Consider the following 20,888-nt stretch of genomic DNA (forward strand, 5'->3'; position numbering starts at 1 on the left):
TGGGTGTGTTATCGGAAGGACGCCGGCTGGTCGGCCGAAGCGATCCGCGAACCGGACGTGAGCGAAAGGTGCTTCACCCCGTCCCGGGTCTGCATGTACTGCAGGCCGTCGGTTTCCATCAGCGCGCTCATGGCGGGTGGGCTGGCCGGGGGGCGCTGGGTCGCGGCCACGTCGATGCCGCGCACCAGCGGTGCCAGGTCGGTGGCCACGCGGGCGGCGTTCTGCTGCAGGGCGGCGAGGTTCGCCACCTCTCCCGTGACCGTGAACAGGCCGTTGCCGTGGTGGGCGATGCGCAGGCCAGGCTGGCCCAGTGCGTCGGAGATGCTCTGCGCGACTTCCGTCGCCGAAGCGAAGGACTGCACGATGCGGTCGCCCTGGAAGCTGGCCAGGCGCTGGCGCAGCGCGTCGGCATCGGAGGGCTGGCGCAGCAGTCCGCGCACCACCACGCCGTCGCCCTGCTGGGCCACTTCGTAGCCCGCCACGGAGGTTTCCGCCAGGGCGCGTTCCACGCGCATCTTCAGCGGCTCGGGCGGCAGCACCGAGGTCAGCGCCTTGCGTTCCGCCTGGCTCTGGCTCAGGGGCGCGACGGCGGCGCTGAGCGCTGCCGTCATGAGCGCCGTGCCGACCACGGCGGAGGTGATGCGTGGCCACATCGACCGCCCCTTGGCGGGGGCGGCGGGCGGGGCAGCGACGACAGCGGCGGCGGGTGCCAGCCGGGCGATGATGTCCGCGTCGGCAGGCCAGGTGGCATCGGCGGGACCGGCGCACAGCACCACGTCGCCGAAGCGCCGGGGCGTGAAGTCGGCCAGGACGGCGGAGGACTGTGCCCCTGCGGATGCCGTTGCGATGTGGACCATGCCGTCGTCTCCAGCGTCGATGACCACCGGTTCGGCGGTCCAGTCGAGCAGCTGGATGTCCGCCGTGTCGTCCGCGCTGATGTGTTGGCGCGTTGGAGTCAAATCTATGCGGGCCCCGGCGTGCTGGCCGGTCAGGATACGAAGTTGCTTCATGGCTTGCGAACCTCCGGAGAGATCGAGGAAACGGTGGTCGGTGCGTCCTGCGCGAGGACGCGCGGCGTGATCAGGAACAGGCGCTCGGTGCGGCGGGTGAGGCGCTCCGTGTTGCGGAAGACCCCGCCCACGACGGGCAGCTTGGACAGGCCCGGCACCGCGTTGTCCTGCGTGTTCTCCGATTCGACGGTGATGCCGCCGATCAGCAGGCTCTCGCCTTCGCGGACATGGGCCTCGGTGCGGATCTCGGTCTTCTTGACCAGGGGGATCTGGTCCACCACGTTCGTCTCGAAGGCGCCGTCCTCGATGTAGAGGCTCAGCTTGATGTTGTTCTTGCCTTCCACCGCGGTGACCTGCGGCGTCATCTGCAGCAGCGTGCCGGCCTCGATCTGGAAGAGATTGGCCTCCAGGTTCCCGGCGACGCGCACGGTGGCCACGCGTTTCTCGCGCATCACCGCTGCCCGGTTGGCGACGCCCAGCACGGACGGCTTGGACAGGATGCGCGCCTTGCCCTGGGCTTCCAGCGCGTTCACGTTGGCCAGCAGGTGGCGGCCCGCGTCGAGCACGATGGTGCTGAGCGCGGCCGGGGTGCTCGGACCGGGCAGGTTGGTGGCGATGCTGCTCGTGCCGGCGCGCAACGACCAGTTCACGCCCAGCGCATCCACGCTGTCGGAGTTGACTTCGATGATCGTGGCCTCGAGCTCGACGAGCTGCGGCTTCTGGTCCAGGCGGCGGATCAGCGATTCGTATTCGTCCATCCGGTCGGCCCGGCCGTACACGACGACGGAGTTCGTGCCCTCGTCGGCCTCGAACCGGGGCGGTGCCTCCTCGGCCTTGTCCGCGGCGGTGGCGGTGGGCAGGGACACGGGCTCGGGCGGACGCATGCCTTCGGAGGGGTTGGCGCGCGGCAGCGGCGGCAGGAACTGGTTGGCCGCGGGCACGGGCACGTAGGCGCTCATCTTGCGGCGCGTCTGCTGCTGGATCTTCTCGATCACCTCGGCGCTCGTCGCCTTGGACGTCGCCAGGCCTTCACCGTCATCCTTGCTGTAGAGCTTGCGCAGCGTCGTCGCCACGCCGGGCACCACGGAGTCGCCCATCGAGCGGTCGCTGGCGGAGGCGAACTGCAGGGAGAAGACGCGCACCGTGCGCTCGGCGCTGGCCGTGACGCCTGCATCCAGGGCCTCCAGCGCGGAGCTGACCAGTTCCACGTGCCGGGGCGGGCCGGACACATAGATCGTGCTGCTGGCCGCGTCGAAGCGGATGGGGTAGCGCTTGTCACCCACGTCCAGGGACTGCAGCATGGCCGTGAGCTGGTCGCGGCTGAATCCCTTGATGCGGAACATGCGGCTCTGGATGGACTTGCCCGGGTAGAAATACAGCGCCGAGCCGTCGTGGTACCAGAGCATGTTGTAGGCGCGCGCCACGCTGTCGAGGAACTCCCGGGGCCTCGCGTCGAAGTTCGCGTTGACGATGCCGTCCAGCCCGTCCGCCACCACGGCGGGGATGCCCTGGCTGGCGGCGAAATCCTGCAGCACGTCCGTCAGGCGCTTGTTCTCGGCGCGGTACACGAAGCGGCCGCGGTTGAGGGTGTCGGAAGCCCGCGAGGCAGGCACGAGTGTTTCCAGTGCCCGGGCGGCAGGGATGCTCGGTATCGCCACGGGCGCCGTGGCGGGCGGGACGGGAGCGTTGGCGGCGGCTGCGCCGACGGCGCCTGCCGAGAAGGTCGCCGCTGCCAGCGCGTGGTAGGAGGTGTGCTTGCGCGGCGAGGCCTTCTGCAGCGTGTTGCTGCGCTGGGCCGGGGCGGGCGCGGCGGCCGGGCTGGAGGGCGCTGCGTCCGTGCCGGCCGTGGCCAGCTCCGCGGCGGGCACCGCCAGGGCGGCGCCGGCGCCCGCCGAGGGCAGGCTGGAGAGGCTGGCGCTCAGCCGCAGCGAGGAGGCCTGGGCGGCGGGCAGGCCGGCCATGCCCAGCGCGAGCACCGCGCCGGCCAGCACGCTGCCGGCCATGCCGGTGGCTGCATGCCGTGGTCGGGGGGCGGAAATTTTGGGCATCACTGGAGCGCTCCGTTCGGTGTCTTCGTGTGGGGGACAGCTTAGGAGCCGGTGCCGGGCGGAGTGCGCGGGGATGCGAAGCCGCGCGACGGCTTGCGAAGCCCCTCCGCAGAGCGCGCCGCGCGGCAGGTTCCTTCGCCTTTCGGGCCATCGCTTCGAGCCTGGGGCCGCTGACGGCGGGGTGTCCGTTTGCAATGGCGATGCGGGCACTGCCGCGCGCCGGATATCGCCCGCGCGCAGGCCATGCCCTTCGATTGCGCTCCCGGACCGCCGCACGGCCCCGGGCACTCTCCCTCAGAAAGGAACGACGATGTCACTCCCCCGCACCGCGGCGAACGAACTGGTCTATACCCACGGCTATTACGAGATCCTGTCCCCCGGCGTGATCGCCGCCGCGCTGGAATCGCGCGGGCAGCGCGCTCCCGACCTGCAGGATCCGCTGTGCTATTTCGAGCTGGGCATGGGTTTCGGGGTTTCGCTGCTCGCCCATGCGGCCAGCTTTCCGCACATGCGCTTTTTCGGCAACGACTTCAATCCCGCCCACGTGACCTATGCGCGGGAACTGGCCCGCGACGCGGGGCTGTCGAATGTCGAGGTGTTCGAGGACGGGTTCGAGGAGCTGCCCGACCGCGACCTGCCGATGATGGACTGCATCGTGATGCACGGCGTGTACTCCTGGGTGTCCCCGGCGCTGCGGCAGGCGATCGTGCGCTTCATCGAGCGCCGCCTCAAGCCCGGCGGCGTGGTCTATGTGAGCTACAACACCCTGCCCGGCTGGGCCCCGCTGCTGCCGCTGCGCGAGCTGTTCCACCTGCATGCCTCGCGCGTGGCCGATCCGGGGTCGGACGCTGCCGGGCAGCTGCAGGGGGCGCTGGACTTCATCGGCCGGCTCGCGGCCTGCGAGGGCGGCTACGTGCAGGCCCATCCGGCAGTGGCCGAGCGCCTGCGGCACGCGCAGGTGGAAGGGCCGAACTACGCGCTGCACGAGTACGTGGGGCCGGACTCGCACCCGCTGTACTTCCACCAGGTGGCTGCGGAATTCGAGTCGGCCGGATTGTCGTTCGCCGCGCCGGCCCTGCTGGCCGAACAGGTGGATGCCGCCTGCGTGCCGGAGGAACTGGCCGCGCTGCTGGAATCGACCCTCGACCCCGTGCTGCGCGAAACACTGCGCGACTACGGCCTCAACCGCGCCTTCCGCCGGGACCTGTTCGTGCGCGGGGGGCAGGCGCTGGCGCCCGCCGAGCAGGTCGCGCGCATGCTGGAGCGCGAGTGGCTGCTGGCCGCGCCGCGCGACGCCTTGCCGCAGTGCGCGGCCCTGCGGCTGGTCGGCCAGTGGCTCGGCGAGGCGGCCTGCGCCGATCTGCTCGATGCGCTGGGCGAAGGGCCGGTGCGCCTGCGGGACCTGGCGGCCAGGCCGCAGCAGGCCCGCCTGCCCGCGCAGTCCATCCACGAGGCGCTGCTGCTGCTGTCCAGCAGCGGCGTGGTGATGCCGGCGCTGCCTGCCGCCCTGCGGGCCACGGCACGTGCGTCGGTGCAGGGTTTCAACACCGCCGTCCTGCAGCGCGGCGGCGCGGACGGCACGCGCCACCTCGTGTGCGGCGCCTCCGGGCTCGCGACCGAATGGACGCCCGCCGCGTTGCGGCAGATCCGCGCCGCGCAGAGCCATGCCGGCGACCCGGATGCCATCGCGCGCGCCGTGGCCGAATCGCTGGGCGGCGACGGCGTGCTGGACGCCGCCGAACTCGCGGAAAGCGCCCGGCAGTACCTCGCGCAGCGCGCCCCTCTGCTGCGCCGGCTGGAGGTGGTGTGATGGCGCGGCCTGCTTCCCGGATACGGGCCGCCCGCCGCATGCTGGCCGGCCTGTTCGCCCTGTCGGCCGGCGCGGCCATGGCGGCGGGCGCCTACGATTGCCGGCTGCCCGGCGGCGCGGCCCTGCTCGTGGTGGGTGCGGACATCGCGCAGCGCTTTCCCTCCATCGGCAGTTCGTGCAACGCAGCCGCCTGGACTCCTGCGCGCGACGTCGCGCTGCCCGGCTGGCCCGATACCTCGGCGATCGCTGCCGCGCGCGTGATCCATGCGCCGGCGCCCCGCGACATCTATGCACCCACGGCCGGCGCCGCGCTGCCGGGCATGCGCTGGCCGGAAGGCGGAGCGCGGCGCGGGCCCGGCATCAGCCCCCGGGCCGAAGCGCTGTCGCCGATCATCGAGTCCGCGGCGCAGCGCCACGCCATCGATCCCCACCTGGTGCGCGCGGTCATCCAGGTCGAGTCCGGCTATTCACCCCGCGCGCGGTCGCCCAAGGGTGCGATGGGCCTGATGCAGCTCATGCCTGCCACGGCCGCACGGTTCGGGGCCGCCTCCGAGGACGACATCCTCAGCCCCGCGGTGAATGTCGATGTGGGCGTGCGCTACCTCCGGTTCCTGGCCGACCGCTTCGGCGGCCGCACCGACCTCGTGCTGGCCGCCTACAACGCGGGAGAGGGCGCGGTCATCCGCCACGGATACCGCGTGCCGCCCTACCGCGAGACCCAGGACTACGTGCGCAAGGTCCTGGATCTGTATCCGCTGGCGAAACGCTAGGTAGAACAACAAAAGGCGGACCGACCGGTCCGCCTTCATGCGGCGTCGCTGCCGCAAGGGTCGTGTTCGCCGCGCCTACTGCAGGAAGCCCTGGAAGCCGGCGATCTGCTTTTCCGCAGGCCCGGCCACCGGCGCCAGCGCATCCGGCAGGGGCAGGTCGGACAGCAGCCATTGCACCAGTGTCCGGACCCCGAGCCGCGATGCCAGGGTGCCGGCATCCTGCGACAGCGTCGCGCCCCGGTCGCCCAGATCCTGCTGCGCGAGCGCGCGGGCAGCCTCCAGCAGCAGTCCCAGGCGGTCTCCGTCCGCGCCGGCCGGCCCGGTGTCCGGCAGCATGTCCAGGCGCCGTGCCGCCCGGGGAATCTCCGCCAGGCGGACCAGCCCCGCGATCAGCGCGGGTGCCGGCCGGGCGTTGTGGAAACCCCGCTGCGCATCCACCACCAGCCAGTCATGCTCCACGTCGATGTCCACGAGGCGGGGCAGGGGCGCCGTGCCGTCATCCGCATGGCCGGTCAGGCGCTGGAAGTCGGCGGTGCTGGCGAACACGTGGGTCAGCCGCCCTTCGACCAGCATGCGCAGCGTGTGGTTGGCCGCCATGCCGTGGCTGGCCCCGGCCATCGATTCCAGCCGGATCAGCAGGCCGTGCATGGCCATGTGCAGCAGCGCCAGCGAATTCATGCCGCAGGAGAAGCGCAATTGCGAGGACACCCACAGGCCCGAGGCCTGGGGAAAGCCTTCGTCCAGCAGCAAGGGCGGCTCCACGAGCGAGACCAGGCGCAATTGCACGCCGGGCCGGCCCCCGCAGGACACGAGCCGGTTGGCGCCGGAGCGCCAGGCCGCCGGAATGGCGGACGGCTGGGGAGACGAGGTCAGTGTGGGTGCATGCATGGTGCCACCTCGGTGGATGGAGAAACGGTGCCGCGCGCACGGCGGCGGAAGGGGTAGGCGGTCTTGCGCGTACCGCCCTGGGGCTCGAGCCGGTAGAGCAGGTCGCCGTCGCGTTCGCCGGCACGCTGCCAGCCGTGCCGGTCGAGGAAGCGCAGGCAGCGGGTGTTGTTCCGCTCCACCGCCACCGTGATGCCCGGCTGCAGCGCGAAGAGCCAGGCCAGGGCCGGCTTGAGCAGCAGCGCCCAGCGCCCGTGGTGGGAGGGCAGCACGGCGATGTGCGCCTCCTCGCCATCGAACAGGATGCCGCCGATGGGCTGGCCGTCGGCCTCGAAGCCGATCGACGGGCAATCCGCGTAGAACGCCGCGAAGCGCTCGCGCGTCACGGTGTCCGTGTAGCCCTGGCCGCCATAGCGCGCGGCGTCGGCGTCGTAGAACACGCCGAGATCGGCGCGGTCTGTCAGTTTCAGCATGTGTTGCTCCCTGGTGCGGACCGCCGGTCAGGCCGCCAGGGCGGCCGGCTCGTCCTCGGGTTCCATCTCCAGCAGCTGGCGCATTGCCTTGCGCACGTGCGGGTCGTCGCTTTCCAGGCACTGCTGCGCGTGGTAGTGCCACGTGGGGTCGCCCAGGATGTTCAGGCACAGGGCCTTGAGCTCCGGCGCGGTGTCCTCGCCCAGGGTGTTCAGGTACTGCAGGGCCTCGGTGATATAGCCGCGCTGGATGGCGATCAGCACCGGGAAGATCAGGTGCTCCTCGGTTTCGGGGCTCATGGCGTTCATCTCGTCGAGCAGCGTCTCGGCTTCGTCGAGGCGGTCGTCGCGCAGCGCCTCCACCAGGCGCACGGCCAGGGCGGCGACTGGGTCATCGGGAAGTTGGGTTTCGTCCATGGCTTGGCGTGCCTTTGCAAAGGAAGTGGGATGGGATGCCGGGCGGGGCGGACGGGCCGCCGCGCCCGGCGGCGGGCCGCGTCAGGCCCGGATCTGGTAGTGGCTGATCTGGGCTTCGATCTGCACCTGCAGCGTGGCTGCGGTGGAACTGCCTCCCAGCGGGAGCTTGTCGGCCAGGCCCTGCTCCACGGTCTGGCGCGCGGCCACACCGATGGCGCCCTGCACCGCATCGAAAACGCTGCGCGAGGCCTGCTCGATGGGCTGCATCGCCGCGTTGCGGGTGATGGCCGCCAGGTCGCCGCCCAGGGCGCGGGCGTTGTTGCCGCCGCCCGCCAGGCCCTGCAGCAGGCGCTGTCCGATGGCGTCGGTGGCCTGGCGGGTGGCCTGGTCGATGGCCATCTCGATGGACAGGCCCATCTGCTGGCGGATCTGCGCGGCTGCACGGCGCGCCATCTGGACCGGGCCCTGTCCGGCGGGAGCATCGGTGGTGTCCGACGCCTCCGACAGCGAGGCGAAGCCCTTGAGCGACGATGCGTCCAGCTGGCCGAGCGCGCTCTGGATGGCTTCCAGGATGGTGCGTGCGACCACCTGCTGCACGAACTGGTCCACGGCCAGCAGGATGGCCCCCTTGGTGGCCGCCAGGGCGGTAGCCGGTGCCATCGGCGGCAGGGCGCCGTCCAGGCCGCGCTGGCGGCCCGTGAAGGCATGGTTCACCGCGGCGCCGGCCACGCCCGCGGCGGCTTCCGTGCCGATGGCGCCCAGGCTGGAGCCCAGGCCCAGGCCCGTGCCCGTGCCAGCGCCCAGCGGCGACAGTTGCTCGTAGATCGCACCCTGGACGGCGGTCTGCGCCGAGAAGTTCAGGCTGTTGAGCGCGGCGTCCGTGGCGGCGCCCTGCACGCCGCGCAGGTGCTCTCCGGCCGTGGCACGCGTGCCGTCGGCGCGGCGGCGCCCGGCGGTGGCCTGGAAGAGGGCGGCGTTGGCCGCGCTGTCGAAGGCGTTCGCCCCGGCTTCGCCCACGCGCGAGTCGCCGTTGGGGTCCAGGGTCATCTGCACCTTCATCGTGAGCGTGGATACCTGCTCCTGCGCGAAACCGAGGGCGGCCGTGCGCGCCGTGTCCTGCACGGCGTGCCTGGCGCCCTGCAGCACGCCCGTGGCACCCGTGCCGCAGCCCGCGAACCGGCCGGCGCGCGAGCTGCCCAGGCCTCCGCCCACCGCAGCGCCCACCATGTCGGTGGCGAGCGCCCCGAAGCGCGAGGTTCCATGCGGATCCAGCACCTTGGCGGCGACCTTCGTGACCTCCTGCCCGGCCAGCCCGATGGCGGCGTCCACCGCCATGCGGGCCATGTTCTTGGCCACGCCGCCAGGGCCGAAGTTGGACGCCGTGTCCACCACCCCCATGGCCAGCTGCGTCAGTCCCTGGAAGGCCTTGGAGAAATTGCCCTTGGCGATGGCCTTGGCCGTGTTGACCACGCCGTCCTTGATGTTGGAGAGGCCTCCTTCCACGCTGTCCACGACGGAGTCGGCCAGCTTCTGCGCGGTTTTCTGCACCTTGTTCAGCACCTTGTCGAGCGCGCCGTCGAGCAGTGTGTTGGCCGCCATCGCTGCCGGCATGAGGTTCATGGCGCCGCGTGCCATGGTCAGGGTGGCGTCGGCCAGTCCCTTGAGTCCCTGGGCCGCGGCCTTCAGGTTCAGCGTGACGATTCCCTTGGCGATCTGGCCGACGCTGCTGACGGCTTTTTCGATTCCCTTCCCTATCGCCTGGAAGGCTTTCTTGATGGCACTCATCTTTAGTGGCTCCTAGTGGTTGACGTGGAAAAAAGCACCGGTGCACCAGGCACTTTCACCATCGGAAGGGGAATCGTGGATCGGTGGACCAACGCAGGTTCCACTGTGGGGGGGCGGCCCGGCGGGGCAGGCCGGGGGTGCGATGGCATGTAAGAAGATGCGAAGCGGCAGGCCGCCGCGCGCCGGGTGATAATGCGGCGCATGCTGTGTCCGCATGCGTTCCCTTCCCACCCCTGGCAGGCGACCTTTTCCGGTTTCCGCTGGCGCAAGCCTGCGCGCTGACCACCCCTTGCGCCCCGTGCCGGGCGCCCCCTCCCCAGTCCGCCCGGAAAGCGCCGCGCCCGCCGCGCGCCCGGGTGCCGGAACCGTCCCTGGAAGGGGCCGACGGACCCGCGGGTCCCGCCCCGTCCGCAGAAGGAAACACCCCATGCTGCTGATGATCGACAACTACGACAGCTTCACCTACAACATCGTCCAGTACTTCGGAGAACTGGGCGAGGAGGTGGAGGTGCACCGCAACGACGAGATCACCGTGGAGGAGATCGCGGCCCGCAATCCGCGCCACCTCGTCATCTCGCCCGGCCCGTGCTCGCCCGCGGAGGCCGGTGTCTCCGTGGAGGCCATCCGCCACTTCGCGGGCAAGCTGCCCATCCTGGGCGTGTGCCTGGGCCACCAGTCCATCGGGGCGGCCTTTGGCGGGCGCATCATCCGGGCCCGCGAACTGATGCACGGCAAGACCAGCACCATCACCACCACCGGCCAGGGCGTGTTCGCCGGCCTGCCCGAGCAGTTCACCGTGAACCGCTACCACTCGCTGTCCATCGAGCGCGAGTCCTGCCCCGAGGCGCTGGAGATCACGGCCTGGACAGACGATGGCGAGATCATGGGCGTGCGCCACAGGGAACTGCCCATCGAAGGCGTGCAGTTCCATCCCGAGAGCATCCTCACCGAGCATGGCCACGCCATGCTGAAGAACTTCCTCGCCACGAAGGCATGACCGCCATGGATGCCTCCCTGGTTTCCCTCTTCGAGTTCAAGCGCTGGTCCAATGGCGAGTTGCTCGCACTGGGCATCGCCTCGCGCGACCAGCTGCCCGCGGACGATTTCCGGACCTTCTCGCGGCTGCTGAACCACACCCACCTGGTGGACCGGATCTTCCGCGCGCGCCTCGCCGGCGATGCGCAGGGCGCACCCGCGGCCACCCAGACCGACGAAACGCCCGCGCTGGAGGCGCTGGTGCCCGAAGTGCGGGCATGCGACGACTGGCTGGTGCAGTACGTGCAGGCGCTGGATGCGGACGGCCTCGCCGAGCGCATCCCGTTCCGCTTCACGGACGGCGACACGGGCACGATGACCCGCGCGGAAATGCTGCACCACCTGCTGCTGCACGGCACCTACCACCGGGGTGCGGCCGGCCGCATCCTGGCGGTGCATGGCGTGCAGCCGCCGCGCGACGCGATCACCACCTTCCTGCATCGCTTCGAGCCCGAGCGGCGCTGGTAACCCGGGGGCAACACCGCCATGCCGGATCTCCACCATCTGCTGCTGTTCATCGCCGCGGGCTGGCTGCTGAACCTCACGCCAGGCCCCGATGTTTTCTACATCGTCACGCATGCCCTGCGATCGGGTGCGCGCGCCGGCATCGTGGCGGGCCTGGGCATCACTGCGGGCTGCTTCGTCCACGTGGCCGCCGCGGCGCTCGGCGTGGGGGCGCTGCTGGCCACGTCGGCCACCGCGTTCTCCGTGCTCAAGTGGGCCGGCGCGGCCTACCTGGTCTGGATGGGCCTGCGCATGCTGCGCGCCCGGCCGGGCGGCGGCCTCGCGGCCGTGGCCCGCAGCGCGGGCCCGGCGGGCGAGGGCATTGCCGCGGGGAATGCCGCAGCCGGCACGCCGCTGCGCAAGGTCTTTCTGGGCGGCTTCTGGACCAACGTGCTCAACCCCAAGGTGGCGATCTTCTTCCTGGCGTTTGTCCCGCAGTTCATCGCGCCGGGCGCGGAGCACAAGGCGCTGGCCTTCGTGCTGTTGGGCACGCTGTTCAACCTCAACGCCATTCCCGTGAACGCGGGCTGGGCCCTGGCCGCCGCCTGGATGGCGCGCCGCGCCACCCTGGTGCAGCGCCGCATGCACTGGCTCGACCGCGCGGCCGGCGCCATGTTTGTCGGCTTCGGCATCAAGCTGGCGCTGTCCGAACGGCCCGGCCCCTGAATCTCCCGATCTCCAGAAAAAGGCTTCCCGCCATGTCCATCACCCCCCAGGAAGCGCTGCAGCGCACGATCGAGCACCGCGAGATCTTCCACGACGAGATGCTGCACCTGATGCGCATGATCATGCGCGGCGAGCTCTCCCCCGTGATGACCGCGTCCATCGTCACCGGCCTGCGCGTCAAGAAGGAAACCATCGGCGAGATCACCGCCGCCGCGCAGGTGATGCGCGAGTTCTCCCGCAAGGTGGCCGTGGCCGACACCACGCACCTCGTGGACATCGTGGGCACGGGCGGCGACGGCGCCAACACCTTCAACATCTCCACCTGCGCGATGTTCGTGGCCGCCGCCGCGGGCGCCAAGACCGCCAAGCACGGCGGACGGGGCGTGTCGAGCAAGAGCGGCAGCGCCGACGTGATGGAGTCGCTGGGCGTGCACATCGACCTGCCGCCCGAGGCCATCGCGCGCTGCATCGCCGAGGTGGGCATCGGCTTCATGTTCGCGCCCAACCACCATCCGGCCATGAAGAACGTGGCGCCCGTGCGCAAGGAGCTGGGCGTGCGCACGCTCTTCAACATCCTCGGGCCGCTCACCAACCCCGCGGGCGCGCCGAACATCCTCATGGGCGTGTTCCACCCCGACCTCGTGGGCATCCAGGTGCGCGCGCTGCAGCGCCTGGGCGCGGAGCACGCGCTGGTGGTCTATGGCCGCGACGGCATGGACGAGGTGAGCCTGGGCGCGGCCACCATGGTGGGCGAGCTGAAGAACGGCGAGATCACCGAATACGAGATCCATCCGGAGGACTTCGGCCTGGCGATGTCCAGCAACCGCGCCCTCAAGGTGGAAACGCCCGAGCAGTCGCGCGAGATGCTGCTGTCGGTGCTGCGCGGCGAGCCGGGCCCGGCGCGCGAGATCGTCAGCCTGAATGCGGGCGCGGCGCTGTATGCGGCTAACGTGGCTGCGACCGTGGCAGACGGCATCGCCCGGGCCCGCGCGGCGATCGACTCCGGCGCGGCGCTCGCGCGGCTGGAGCAGCTGGTGGCACGCACCCGGGCCCTGGCCGTGGGCGCCTGAGGCGCCAGCCGGTGGGAATCGCCGCATGTGGCGCGACAGCGGAACCTGGATCGCCCTTGGCGTATCCCTGCTATTCATCGTTGCGGGCATCGTGATGCACCGCGTCTTCATCCACATCCTGAAGAAGGGCGCACCCGAGGGAGAGGCGCCCTCTTCGAAGAAAGCACCGGAACATGAGTGACATCCTGAACAAGATCGTGGCCGTCAAGCGCGAAGAGATCGCGGCGGCCCAGAAGAAAACGCCGCTGGCCGCCATGCGCGCCGATGCCGAGAGCCGCGTGCTCACGCGCGATTTCGAGGGCGCCCTGCGCGCCAAGATCGCCGCTGGCCAGGCGGCCGTGATCGCCGAGATCAAGAAGGCCAGCCCCAGCAAGGGCGTGATCCGCGAGAACTTCGTCCCGGCCGACATCGCCCAGAGCTATGCGGAGGGCAACGGCAAGGTCAGTGCGGCCTGCCTCTCGGTGCTGACCGACCGGCAGTTCTTCCAGGGCCAGCCCGACTACCTCAAGCAGGCGCGCGCGAGCTGCGCGCTGCCGGTGCTGCGCAAGGACTTCATGGTCGATGCCTACCAGATCTACGAATCGCGCGCGATGGGTGCCGACGCCATCCTGCTGATCGCCGCCTGCCTGGAAGACGCGCAGATGGCGGAGTTCGAAGCCATCGCGCACAGCCTGGGCATGGCCGCGCTGGTGGAAGTGCACGACGGCGCCGAACTGGACCGGGCCCTCAAGCTGCGCACGCCCCTGGTGGGCATCAACAACCGCAACCTGCGCACCTTCGAGGTGTCGCTGGACACCACCGTCTCGCTGCGCAAGGCGGTGCCGTCCGACCGGCTGCTGGTGGCGGAATCGGGCATCCTCACGCCGCAGGACGTCAAGACCCTGCGCGATGCCGACGTGCATGCCTTCCTCGTGGGCGAGGCCTTCATGCGGGCACAGGAGCCAGGGGCCGCGCTGGCGAAGCTGTTCTCCTGATTCCTTCGGCCATGAACCCTCCCGCGCACGATCCCTCCGCCCCGCCTTCGCAACTGCAGAGCGCCGATCCCGCCGACTGGCCGGTGGCGCCCGGCTGGCAGCCGCTGGTCGATGATTTCTTCGCGAGCGCGCGCGGGCAGGCGCTGCTGGGCTTCCTGCGCCAGCGGCTGGAAGCGGGCGCCGTGATCTTTCCGCCGCGGCCGCTGCGCGCTCTGGAGCTCACGCCGCCGGAGTCGGTGCGCGTGGTCATCCTGGGGCAGGATCCCTACCACGGGCGCGGACAGGCCGAAGGGCTGGCCTTCTCGGTCGCTCCGGGCGTGCAACTGCCGCCCTCGCTGCGCAACATCTTCAAGGAACTGCAGCGCGACCTGGGTACGCCGTTCCCCGCCTGGCCCGAGCCGGGCGGCAGCCTCGTCAAGTGGGCGAAGAACGGCGTGCTGCTGCTCAACACCTGCCTCACCGTCGAAGAGGCCCAGCCCGCGAGCCACGCGGGCAAGGGCTGGGAGCAGCTCACCGACGCGGTGATCCGCAAGGTGGGCGAGGGCGACCGGCCCGCGGTCTTCATGCTCTGGGGATCGCATGCGCAGTCCAAGCGACCGCTCATCGACGCCGAACGGCACCTGGTGCTGACGGCCAACCATCCGTCGCCGCTGTCGGCGCTGCGGCCGCCCGTGCCCTTCATCGGCTGCGGCCACTTCGGCCGGGCCCGCGAGTTCCGCGAGCAGCAGGCGGCGAAGTAGCCGGCGGGCGGCCATCGGCCGGGGCGTGATGCACACCGGCCGGGGCGGCTGTTTCGCACCGCCGGCCGGGGCTTCGCGCCCCGGCTGCGCTGCTGCCCGCGCAGGCGCAGCATGGGGCCTTGCCGGTGGACGGGTGCTGCGCAGATGCGCGCGACCCGCCACCGCCGCACTACCCACCGTCAGGCGGATCCCCCATGGCAACAGGAAACGTGAGCCGCAGCCATCGCGCCCAGCGCGGTGCTGCATCCCCGCAACAGGCGGCCCCCGGTGCGGGGGCTGCCGCCCGGCGCGGCAACGCGCCGCCACCCCAGGGCTGCGCTTCGGCGGCCATCGCGCCGCGCGCGCAGGCCGCCGGGGCGTCGTCATCGTCGGGCACGCATCCATCGCCGCCGAGGGCGGCCCTCCCCGCGCGGGGCCGTGTCGCGCTGCCGGCCCTGAGCGACAGGGCGGCGGGCGCGGTGGTCGACGAGGCCATGACGTATCTCCAGAAGTTCGAGAAACTCTCGATCGACCCGAACGTGACGAAGGCTGCCATTGCGCGCATGCTGCCCGGTGCGCTGAAGGCCATCCGGCGCGCGCTGGAGGCCATTCCCCATCTGAACATCCAGCAGCTCCACAGCCTGCAGGGCGAGAAGGCGCAGCAGTATCTTCCGCAGAAGCAGGCCGTCCTGGCCAGTGATCTTTCCGGGGTGCTGATCGATACCTTCGATGCGAAAGATACCGGGGGCAAGCTCAAGTGGCGCATGCGCGCGGCCGAGATGGCTCACAGGGAGATGGCTCCGGATTTCGATCAGGAACTCGTCGACTACCTGAAAGGCCTGGACGGCACCCTGGAACAGCTCGAGCCCTGCATGCACGCCGCGTTATCGTCGATCCGGCTCCTGGGTGCCAGGCCGGATCTCAAGGCCAGCGAGAGCATGGCCCAATGCCTCAAGGATGCCGTGGTCAGCCTCACCGAAATGCGGGTGAAGCGGATCGAGCGGCACCTCGACGGCATCCGGCTGTGCATCCAGCGCCTGCGCATGGAGCCGGCCCTGGCGGGCACACCCGCAGGCACGGCGCTGGATGCGCTGGAGGCCCGCACCGCGGAGCAGGATGAGCTGCTGGACGTGCTCGACGTGTTGCTGGACGCACGTTCACCTGCATTGCCGCAGAAGGTGGTGCAGTTGCAGGGCCAGCTGGACGCGCTGCTGGGCGCTGCACGGGGCTTCGTGGAGGTGGCGAGCGCGCAGTTCGCGGCCGAGGACGACGATCCGTCCTCTGCCACGGTGCGCCTGGCACCGCACGTACTGCACTCCGTCGCGCGCATCGTCGCCGAAATGGAGGATGCCCTCGGGGCCTACAGATTGCCACGCTCCGTCGCCCGGCACGTGCACGGCACGACCTACCTCGGCGTGGCCGTGGGTTTGGAGGCGGCGGCGCGCAATCCGTCCCGCGGAGGGCCGCACGCCACCATCCCGGGTGCAACGGCCGGCAAGCCTGCTCCCGTGGCGTCCCCGCCGCAGACTGCGCAGGCCCAGGCCCCCATCCCATCCCGCAAGCAGAAGGCCCCGCAAGGCAGCAGCGGGCCCTCTGCTTCCTTGCCCTCTGCTTCCTTGCCCTCTGCCTCCTCCAGTGCGCAGGAGCCTGGGCAGGCCGCGGTGCTGCAATTGGCGCGCGAGCGACTGGGCGCGTTCAGGCGCCCTCCCGAAGTCCGTATCGCCAACCTGGACGACGTGATCGCGATGGGGGCATCGCTGCGCAAGGACACCTCGGTCCTGGAGGCCTACCGCAGCGCGGCCAGCGACCCGCTGGAACGCGGCAAGCAGATGCGCCTGGCGCTCGACGGCTGGTTCGGCCAGGCGGGGCGCTGGGCAGGGGTGCAGGAGCAATTGCAGTCCTTGCAGGGAGGGGACAGCGGGGCTTCGGCGAAAGAACTCTTGCAGAAAATCGACCAGCAGCGGATCCAGCCGCTCCGGCAGCTGCACGCGCAGATCGACGCGCTGGAGCTGGACCAGGTCAAGACCTTCCCGCACCCCCGGCTCAAGCACGTGGAACACCTGATGGCGTCCGACCCGCAGGGCCGCCACCTCAGGGCCGGCCCGCCGCGGCGGCTGCGCGCGGAGGGCGATGCCGACGGGCGCCACAGCACGCTCTTCGAGGTGGAGCTGAACCTGGGAGTGCTCTCCAACGGCATGCCCGCGCCGCCGCTCTACGTGCACATGCACACCCGGCAGCCGGTCACCGCCGAGGCCTGCCGCAGCATCGCCTTCGACGACCTGGACGCCATTCACGTGAAGAATGCGGAGCAGCGGGGCCGGGGACGCACCTGGGAGGTGCTCCACGACGCGCTGGACAGCGTGCACCGCGGGCCGCTGGACGCGAAGGCGCTGCAGCAGTTGCAGCAGCGCATGGCGCGGGGCTGAGGTAGCCGCCAGGGTTTTCCGGCGCCGGTCCTCGTGGCCGCGCAGCACCTGCAAGAATGCCGTCTCCATCCGCAATCGATGAAGGAGACACCGCAATGAACGCATCCCCCGGCGCCCGCCCGGCCACCGACTGGTCCCTGCCCTACGCCTCCCACCGCAGCGCGGTCATGGGCCGCAATGTCGTGTCCACCTCGCAGCCGCTGGCCGCCCAGGCCGGCCTGCGGATGCTGCAGGCAGGGGGCAATGCGGTCGATGCGGCCCTGGCCGCGGCGATGGTGCTCACCGTGGTCGAGCCGACGGGCTGCGGCATCGGCAGCGACGCGTTCGCCATCGTGTGGGACGGCCAGGAACTGCACGGCCTGAACGCCTCGGGGCGGGCCCCTGCCGCCTGGACGCCCGGCTACTTCGCCGAGCGCGGCGGCATCCCGGAGACGGGCTGGAACGCCGTCACGGTGCCGGGTGCCGTCTCGGGCTGGGTGGCGCTCTCCCGGCGCTTCGGCCGCCTGCCTTTCGCTCAGCTCGCGCAGCCGGCCATCGACTACGCACGCGGCGGCTTCGCCGTCTCGCCCACCATCGCGCGGCAGTGGGCGCTGGGGGCTGCCAAGCTCGGCGGGCAGCCGGGGTTCGCCGAATGCTTCATGCCCGGCGGCCGCACGCCGCGGGCCGGCGAGATCTTCCGCAGCGAGGCCCATGCCCGCACGCTGGAGCGCATCGCCACCACCGAGGGCGAAGACTTCTACCGGGGCGAACTGGCCCGGCAGATGGCCGCGCATGCCCGCGCGAACGGCGGCGCGATGACCGCGGAGGATCTCGCGGCCCACCAGGCCGACTGGGTGGGTACCGTGAGCCGGCGCTTCGGCGATTCGGTGATCCACGAGATCCCGCCCAACGGCCAGGGCATTGCGGCGCTGATGGCGCTGGGCATGCTGGATGCGGCCGGCATCGGCGCGCAGCCGGTGGACCATGTGGACACCGTGCACGCGAGCATCGAGGCGATGAAGCTCGCGCTGGCCGACCTGTACCGCCACAACGCCGATGCGGACGCCATGCGCGTGGCCGCGCGCGACCTGCTGTCCGACGCCTACGTGCGCGAACGCGCCGCGCTCATCGACCCGGCCCGCGCGGGCGACCCCGGCCACGGCACGCCACGCCCGGGCGGCACCGTGTACCTCGCCGCGGCCGACGAAAGCGGCATGATGGTCTCTTTCATCCAGTCCAACTACATGGGCTTCGGCTCGGGCGTGGTGGTGCCGGGCACGGGCATCAGCCTGCAGAACCGCGGCCACTGCTTCACCGCCGAGGCGGACCACGCGAACGAGGTGGCGCCGCGCAAGCGCCCCTCGCACACCATCATCCCGGCCTTCGCCATGGATGCCGACGGCGCGCCGCGCATGGCCTTCGGCGTCATGGGCGGGCCGATGCAGTCGCAGGGCCACGTGCAGATGGCGCTGCGCGTGCTGCGCTACGGCCAGAACCCGCAGGCCGCCGCCGATGCGCCGCGCTGGCGCGTGACGGGCGGCCGTGGCGTGGCCGTGGAGCCGGCATTCGACCCCGCGGTGGTCGAGGCGCTGCGCGCGCGCGGCCATGAAGTGGCGGTGGAGGCGGGCGATGGCGTCTTCGCGTTCGGAGGCGCCCAGCTCGTGCTGCGGCTGGACAGCGGCGCCTACACCGCGGGCTCGGACCCGCGCAAGGACGGGCACGCCGTCGCGTACTGAGCGTTGCTGCGTCAGCGCCGCGCCAGCAGCATCGCGTCGCCGTAGCTGAAGAACCGGTAGCGCTGCGCGATCGCGTGGCGGTAGAGGTCCATGGCGTGGTCGTAGCCCGTGAAGGCGCTGATGAGCATCATGAGCGTGCTCTTGGGCAGGTGGAAGTTGGTGACCAGCAGGTCCACCACCTGGAAGGCAAAGCCCGGCGTGATGAAGATGTCGGTATCGCCCGTGGCCTGCCCGCTGCGCGCCCAGGATTCGAGCGTGCGCACCGTCGTCGTGCCCACGGCCACCACGCGGCCGCCGCGCTGGCGGCAGCGCTCCAGCGCGGCCAGCGTGGCCAGCGGCACCTCGTACCACTCGCTGTGCATGCGGTGGTCCGCCAGGCTCTCCGTCTTCACGGGCTGGAAAGTGCCGGCACCCACGTGCAGCGTGACGCTCGCGCGCTCCACGCCGCGGGCCGCGAGCGACGCGAGCACCCCTTCGTCGAAATGCAGTGCCGCCGTGGGCGCGGCCACCGCGCCCGGCGCGCGCGCGAACACCGTCTGGTAGCGCTCGGCGTCCTCGGCCGCATCGGGATCGCCGCCGCCGTCCTGGTGGCGCTCGATGTAGGGCGGCAGCGGCATGTGGCCGTGGCGCTCCATCAGCGCATGCGGGCCCTCGCCATCGGGGCTCGATAGCGCGAAGCGGAACAGCGGGCCGTCCTCGTCGGGCCAGCGGCCCAGCAGCGTCGCGCCGAAGCCACCGCCCGCGGGGCCCCCGGCCATGTGGAGCATGGCACCCACGGCGGGCTTCTTGCTCACCTTCATGTGGGCGACCACCTCGTTGCCGGCCTCACCATTCGGGCCCACGAGCACGCGCTCGATCAGCAGCTCCACCTTGCCGCCGCTGGCCTTTTCGCCGAACACGCGGGCCTTGACCACGCGCGTGTCGTTGAACACCAGCAGGTCGCCCGGCTGCAGCAGGTCCGGCAGCTCGCGAAAGATGCGGTCCACGGGCACGTCCGCACGGCCATCGAGCAGGCGTGAGGCGCTGCGCTCGGGCGCGGGGTGCTGGGCGATGAGTTCGGGGGGCAGCGAGAAGTCGAAATCGCTGAGGGTGAAGGCGCGGGGTGGCTGGCTGGCGGACATGGGGGGCTTGAGGGCCGGACGGGCCCGTTCCAAGGAGATGGATCAGGAAGGCGAAGCCTTCGATTCTCCCATGGAGGGGTGAGCGCTTTGCTGGGCCCGGTGCCGGCTCCAGGGCGTTTGATCGCTGATCGGCACCTTGGCACGGGCGACTTACAGGCGACGGTCTTCGATGGCTTTCTCGCACCGATGCGGATCTGCGATCCCGAAGCGGACAGCGCAGTAGTCCCGAAACGCCTGCTGCCGTGCCGCGTCCAGGGTGTCGAAGGCATCCCTGTCCAGCCCCTGTTGCGCAGGGTTCTTGAAGAGCAGTACCAGCGTGGGACGCGACTTGAGAAATGGCTCCCATGCGCTTCCAACCTCATGGTCTCCGACGTATTGGTCGAAGCCGACCCACAGCCAGCTGCCGAACAGCAGCACGGTGGCAATTCCCAGAGTGGCTCGGACCTTCACGGTGGCATGAGTCCGAAGTGGGTTCGCAATTGTTGGGCCATGGCGAGCCCGTGAACTCCCGGGCATGCACGGCTGCTGCCCGCCGCCGCTGCAAATTCCCGGTGTCCGCCCAAAGCCTTGATGGGGAAAAACTCCTTCAAGGTGCTTACCAAATTTTCTGCCGCTCTTCGCTGAAAGTCAGAGGGCTCGTCGTTGTAGAAATCGAGCTTGTCTTTTTGCACACCCAGAAATTCGGAGACTCCGCCAAGCATGCCCCGCTTCTTGAATGCTTGCGCCACTCCAGGACCATGGTCGCCTGCTTCGCCACGTTGGCTGAAGTCGGACAGGAATACTACCCCTATGACTCCGGTGTTGCCTTTCTCGATGTGGGCACCTCTATGGCGAATGTCCAGTGCCTCGTAGATGGTGCCTTGGCAGTCAATGGCGTAGTGATAGCTCAGTTGCCCGAAGCTGCTCAAGTCGATTTTCTCTGCTTTGCGCAACGCTTCGATGCCGTTCATTCCGCAACTGAAGGAGTTGCCTGCATGGTGAAGCGCGATGGCACGATAGTCCCAATCGCCATGAGGTATCGAAGAAGGATTGGTCGCGCCCCACTGCGAACGCTCCACGATACCCAACCTGCTGATGAGCACCTTCCGAATTTGAGCGTGATCAGCGATCCGGCAGGCGATGGTGGGTTGGAGCATTCTGATTTGGTCCCGACACAGCGCCTGATGCGTCGGTCCGTTGGGAAGAATGATCGAATCAGCAGGCTGGATGCCGACCATTTTCTGGAAGATCAGGATGGCTTGGAGCGTATCTGGACTGATACGACCGTCTTCCGGAATGAGCCTGTAGCCCATCTTGCACGCCATGTGCCTGTTCAAGGCGCATTGAATGCTCAGGACTTCATGCGGCTTGTTCCCTGCGGTCCTGCCAACAGGAGAAGAGAGGACAATTCTTGTCAATGGAGAGTTCCAGATGTGCAGACTCACCATCGATGCAAGTGGGGGCACTGCAACAAGCCAGTTTAT

The 20,888-nt window shown here is 70.3% G+C and carries 20 protein-coding genes; 11 read left to right on the forward strand and 9 right to left on the reverse strand.

Going from position 1 to position 20,888, the window contains the following annotated elements; genetic code table 11:
• Positions 1-8: 8 nt before the first annotated feature.
• Together hrpD5 and sctC are read right to left on the reverse strand one after the other, a co-directional pair.
• A complete protein-coding gene (gene hrpD5, locus ACAV_RS02635) occupies positions 9-1,010 on the reverse strand; it encodes an HrpD5 family protein (RefSeq protein WP_013593030.1) in 1,002 nt (333 codons plus the stop codon).
• Positions 1,007-3,058: a type III secretion system outer membrane ring subunit SctC gene (gene sctC, locus ACAV_RS02640; RefSeq protein ID WP_013593031.1), complete on the reverse strand. Its 2,052-nt coding sequence runs from the start codon at positions 3,056-3,058 to the stop codon at positions 1,007-1,009. The genes hrpD5 and sctC overlap by 4 nt, the downstream gene beginning before the upstream one ends.
• Before the next feature lie 310 nt (positions 3,059-3,368).
• Here sctC and ACAV_RS02645 point away from each other — a divergent pair, with 310 nt between their 5' ends.
• Together ACAV_RS02645 and ACAV_RS02650 are read left to right on the forward strand one after the other, a co-directional pair.
• Complete coding sequence (locus tag ACAV_RS02645) at positions 3,369-4,868, forward strand: class I SAM-dependent methyltransferase (protein ID WP_013593032.1); 1,500 nt, start codon at positions 3,369-3,371, stop codon at positions 4,866-4,868.
• A complete protein-coding gene (locus tag ACAV_RS02650) occupies positions 4,868-5,638 on the forward strand; it encodes a lytic transglycosylase domain-containing protein (RefSeq protein ID WP_013593033.1) in 771 nt (256 codons plus the stop codon). Before ACAV_RS02645 ends, ACAV_RS02650 begins: the two co-directional genes overlap by 1 nt.
• Before the next feature lie 75 nt (positions 5,639-5,713).
• Here the strand turns inward: ACAV_RS02650 and ACAV_RS02655 are convergent, their stop codons facing one another.
• The 4 genes from ACAV_RS02655 to ACAV_RS02670 form a co-directional block, all read right to left on the reverse strand.
• Positions 5,714-6,526, reverse strand: coding sequence for a hypothetical protein (locus ACAV_RS02655; RefSeq protein WP_013593034.1), 813 nt, complete (start codon positions 6,524-6,526; stop codon positions 5,714-5,716).
• Complete coding sequence (locus ACAV_RS02660) at positions 6,508-6,996, reverse strand: GNAT family protein (protein ID WP_013593035.1); 489 nt, start codon at positions 6,994-6,996, stop codon at positions 6,508-6,510. The genes ACAV_RS02655 and ACAV_RS02660 overlap by 19 nt, the downstream gene beginning before the upstream one ends.
• Before the next feature lie 27 nt (positions 6,997-7,023).
• Positions 7,024-7,410, reverse strand: coding sequence for an HrpB1 family type III secretion system apparatus protein (locus tag ACAV_RS02665; protein WP_013593036.1), 387 nt, complete (start codon positions 7,408-7,410; stop codon positions 7,024-7,026).
• Positions 7,411-7,491: 81 nt separating this feature from the next.
• Entirely contained in the window at positions 7,492-9,195 is a 1,704-nt protein-coding gene (locus ACAV_RS02670; RefSeq protein ID WP_013593037.1) for a hypothetical protein, read from the reverse strand.
• 427 nt (positions 9,196-9,622) lie between these two features.
• Here ACAV_RS02670 and ACAV_RS02675 point away from each other — a divergent pair, with 427 nt between their 5' ends.
• The 9 genes from ACAV_RS02675 (at position 9,623) to ACAV_RS02710 (ending at position 18,304) form a co-directional block, all read left to right on the forward strand.
• Positions 9,623-10,192: an aminodeoxychorismate/anthranilate synthase component II gene (locus tag ACAV_RS02675; protein ID WP_013593038.1), complete on the forward strand. Its 570-nt coding sequence runs from the start codon at positions 9,623-9,625 to the stop codon at positions 10,190-10,192.
• Between the two features lie 5 nt (positions 10,193-10,197).
• The gene (locus ACAV_RS02680) at positions 10,198-10,698 is read left to right on the forward strand and encodes a DinB family protein (RefSeq protein WP_013593039.1); all 501 of its coding nucleotides are present in this window, start codon (positions 10,198-10,200) and stop codon (positions 10,696-10,698) included.
• 18 nt (positions 10,699-10,716) lie between these two features.
• Complete coding sequence (locus tag ACAV_RS02685; protein ID WP_013593040.1) at positions 10,717-11,400, forward strand: LysE family translocator; 684 nt, start codon at positions 10,717-10,719, stop codon at positions 11,398-11,400.
• A gap of 32 nt (positions 11,401-11,432) precedes the next feature.
• Positions 11,433-12,470 (forward strand): anthranilate phosphoribosyltransferase, encoded by a 1,038-nt coding sequence (trpD, locus tag ACAV_RS02690; RefSeq protein WP_013593041.1) that lies wholly within the window; start codon positions 11,433-11,435, stop codon positions 12,468-12,470.
• Between the two features lie 25 nt (positions 12,471-12,495).
• Positions 12,496-12,651 carry a hypothetical protein gene (locus ACAV_RS24875; RefSeq protein WP_013593042.1) on the forward strand — a complete coding sequence of 52 codons (156 nt, stop codon included), beginning with the start codon at positions 12,496-12,498 and terminating at the stop codon, positions 12,649-12,651.
• Positions 12,644-13,444: an indole-3-glycerol phosphate synthase TrpC gene (gene trpC, locus ACAV_RS02695; protein WP_013593043.1), complete on the forward strand. Its 801-nt coding sequence runs from the start codon at positions 12,644-12,646 to the stop codon at positions 13,442-13,444. The genes ACAV_RS24875 and trpC overlap by 8 nt, the downstream gene beginning before the upstream one ends.
• An 11-nt stretch (positions 13,445-13,455) precedes the next feature.
• Positions 13,456-14,184, forward strand: coding sequence for a uracil-DNA glycosylase (locus ACAV_RS02700; RefSeq protein WP_013593044.1), 729 nt, complete (start codon positions 13,456-13,458; stop codon positions 14,182-14,184).
• Positions 14,185-14,378: 194 nt separating this feature from the next.
• Positions 14,379-16,589, forward strand: coding sequence for a T3SS effector XopP-like protein (locus ACAV_RS02705; protein WP_013593045.1), 2,211 nt, complete (start codon positions 14,379-14,381; stop codon positions 16,587-16,589).
• A 95-nt stretch (positions 16,590-16,684) separates the two neighbouring features.
• On the forward strand, positions 16,685-18,304 hold the full coding sequence (locus ACAV_RS02710; protein WP_013593046.1) for a gamma-glutamyltransferase family protein: 1,620 nt from the start codon (positions 16,685-16,687) through the stop codon (positions 18,302-18,304).
• An 11-nt stretch (positions 18,305-18,315) separates the two neighbouring features.
• On the opposite strand, the gene queA is transcribed toward ACAV_RS02710, so the two are convergent.
• From queA to ACAV_RS02725, 3 genes are all read right to left on the reverse strand, one after another.
• Entirely contained in the window at positions 18,316-19,425 is a 1,110-nt protein-coding gene (gene queA, locus ACAV_RS02715) for a tRNA preQ1(34) S-adenosylmethionine ribosyltransferase-isomerase QueA (protein ID WP_013593047.1), read from the reverse strand.
• A 150-nt stretch (positions 19,426-19,575) separates the two neighbouring features.
• Entirely contained in the window at positions 19,576-19,842 is a 267-nt protein-coding gene (locus ACAV_RS02720; RefSeq protein ID WP_157768710.1) for a hypothetical protein, read from the reverse strand.
• 29 nt (positions 19,843-19,871) lie between these two features.
• The gene (locus tag ACAV_RS02725) at positions 19,872-20,852 is read right to left on the reverse strand and encodes a peptidoglycan recognition protein family protein (RefSeq protein WP_244875518.1); all 981 of its coding nucleotides are present in this window, start codon (positions 20,850-20,852) and stop codon (positions 19,872-19,874) included.
• Positions 20,853-20,888 lie beyond the last annotated feature (36 nt).

This window comes from Paracidovorax avenae ATCC 19860 (assembly GCF_000176855.2).
GTDB classification, from domain to species: domain Bacteria; phylum Pseudomonadota; class Gammaproteobacteria; order Burkholderiales; family Burkholderiaceae_C; genus Paracidovorax; species Paracidovorax avenae.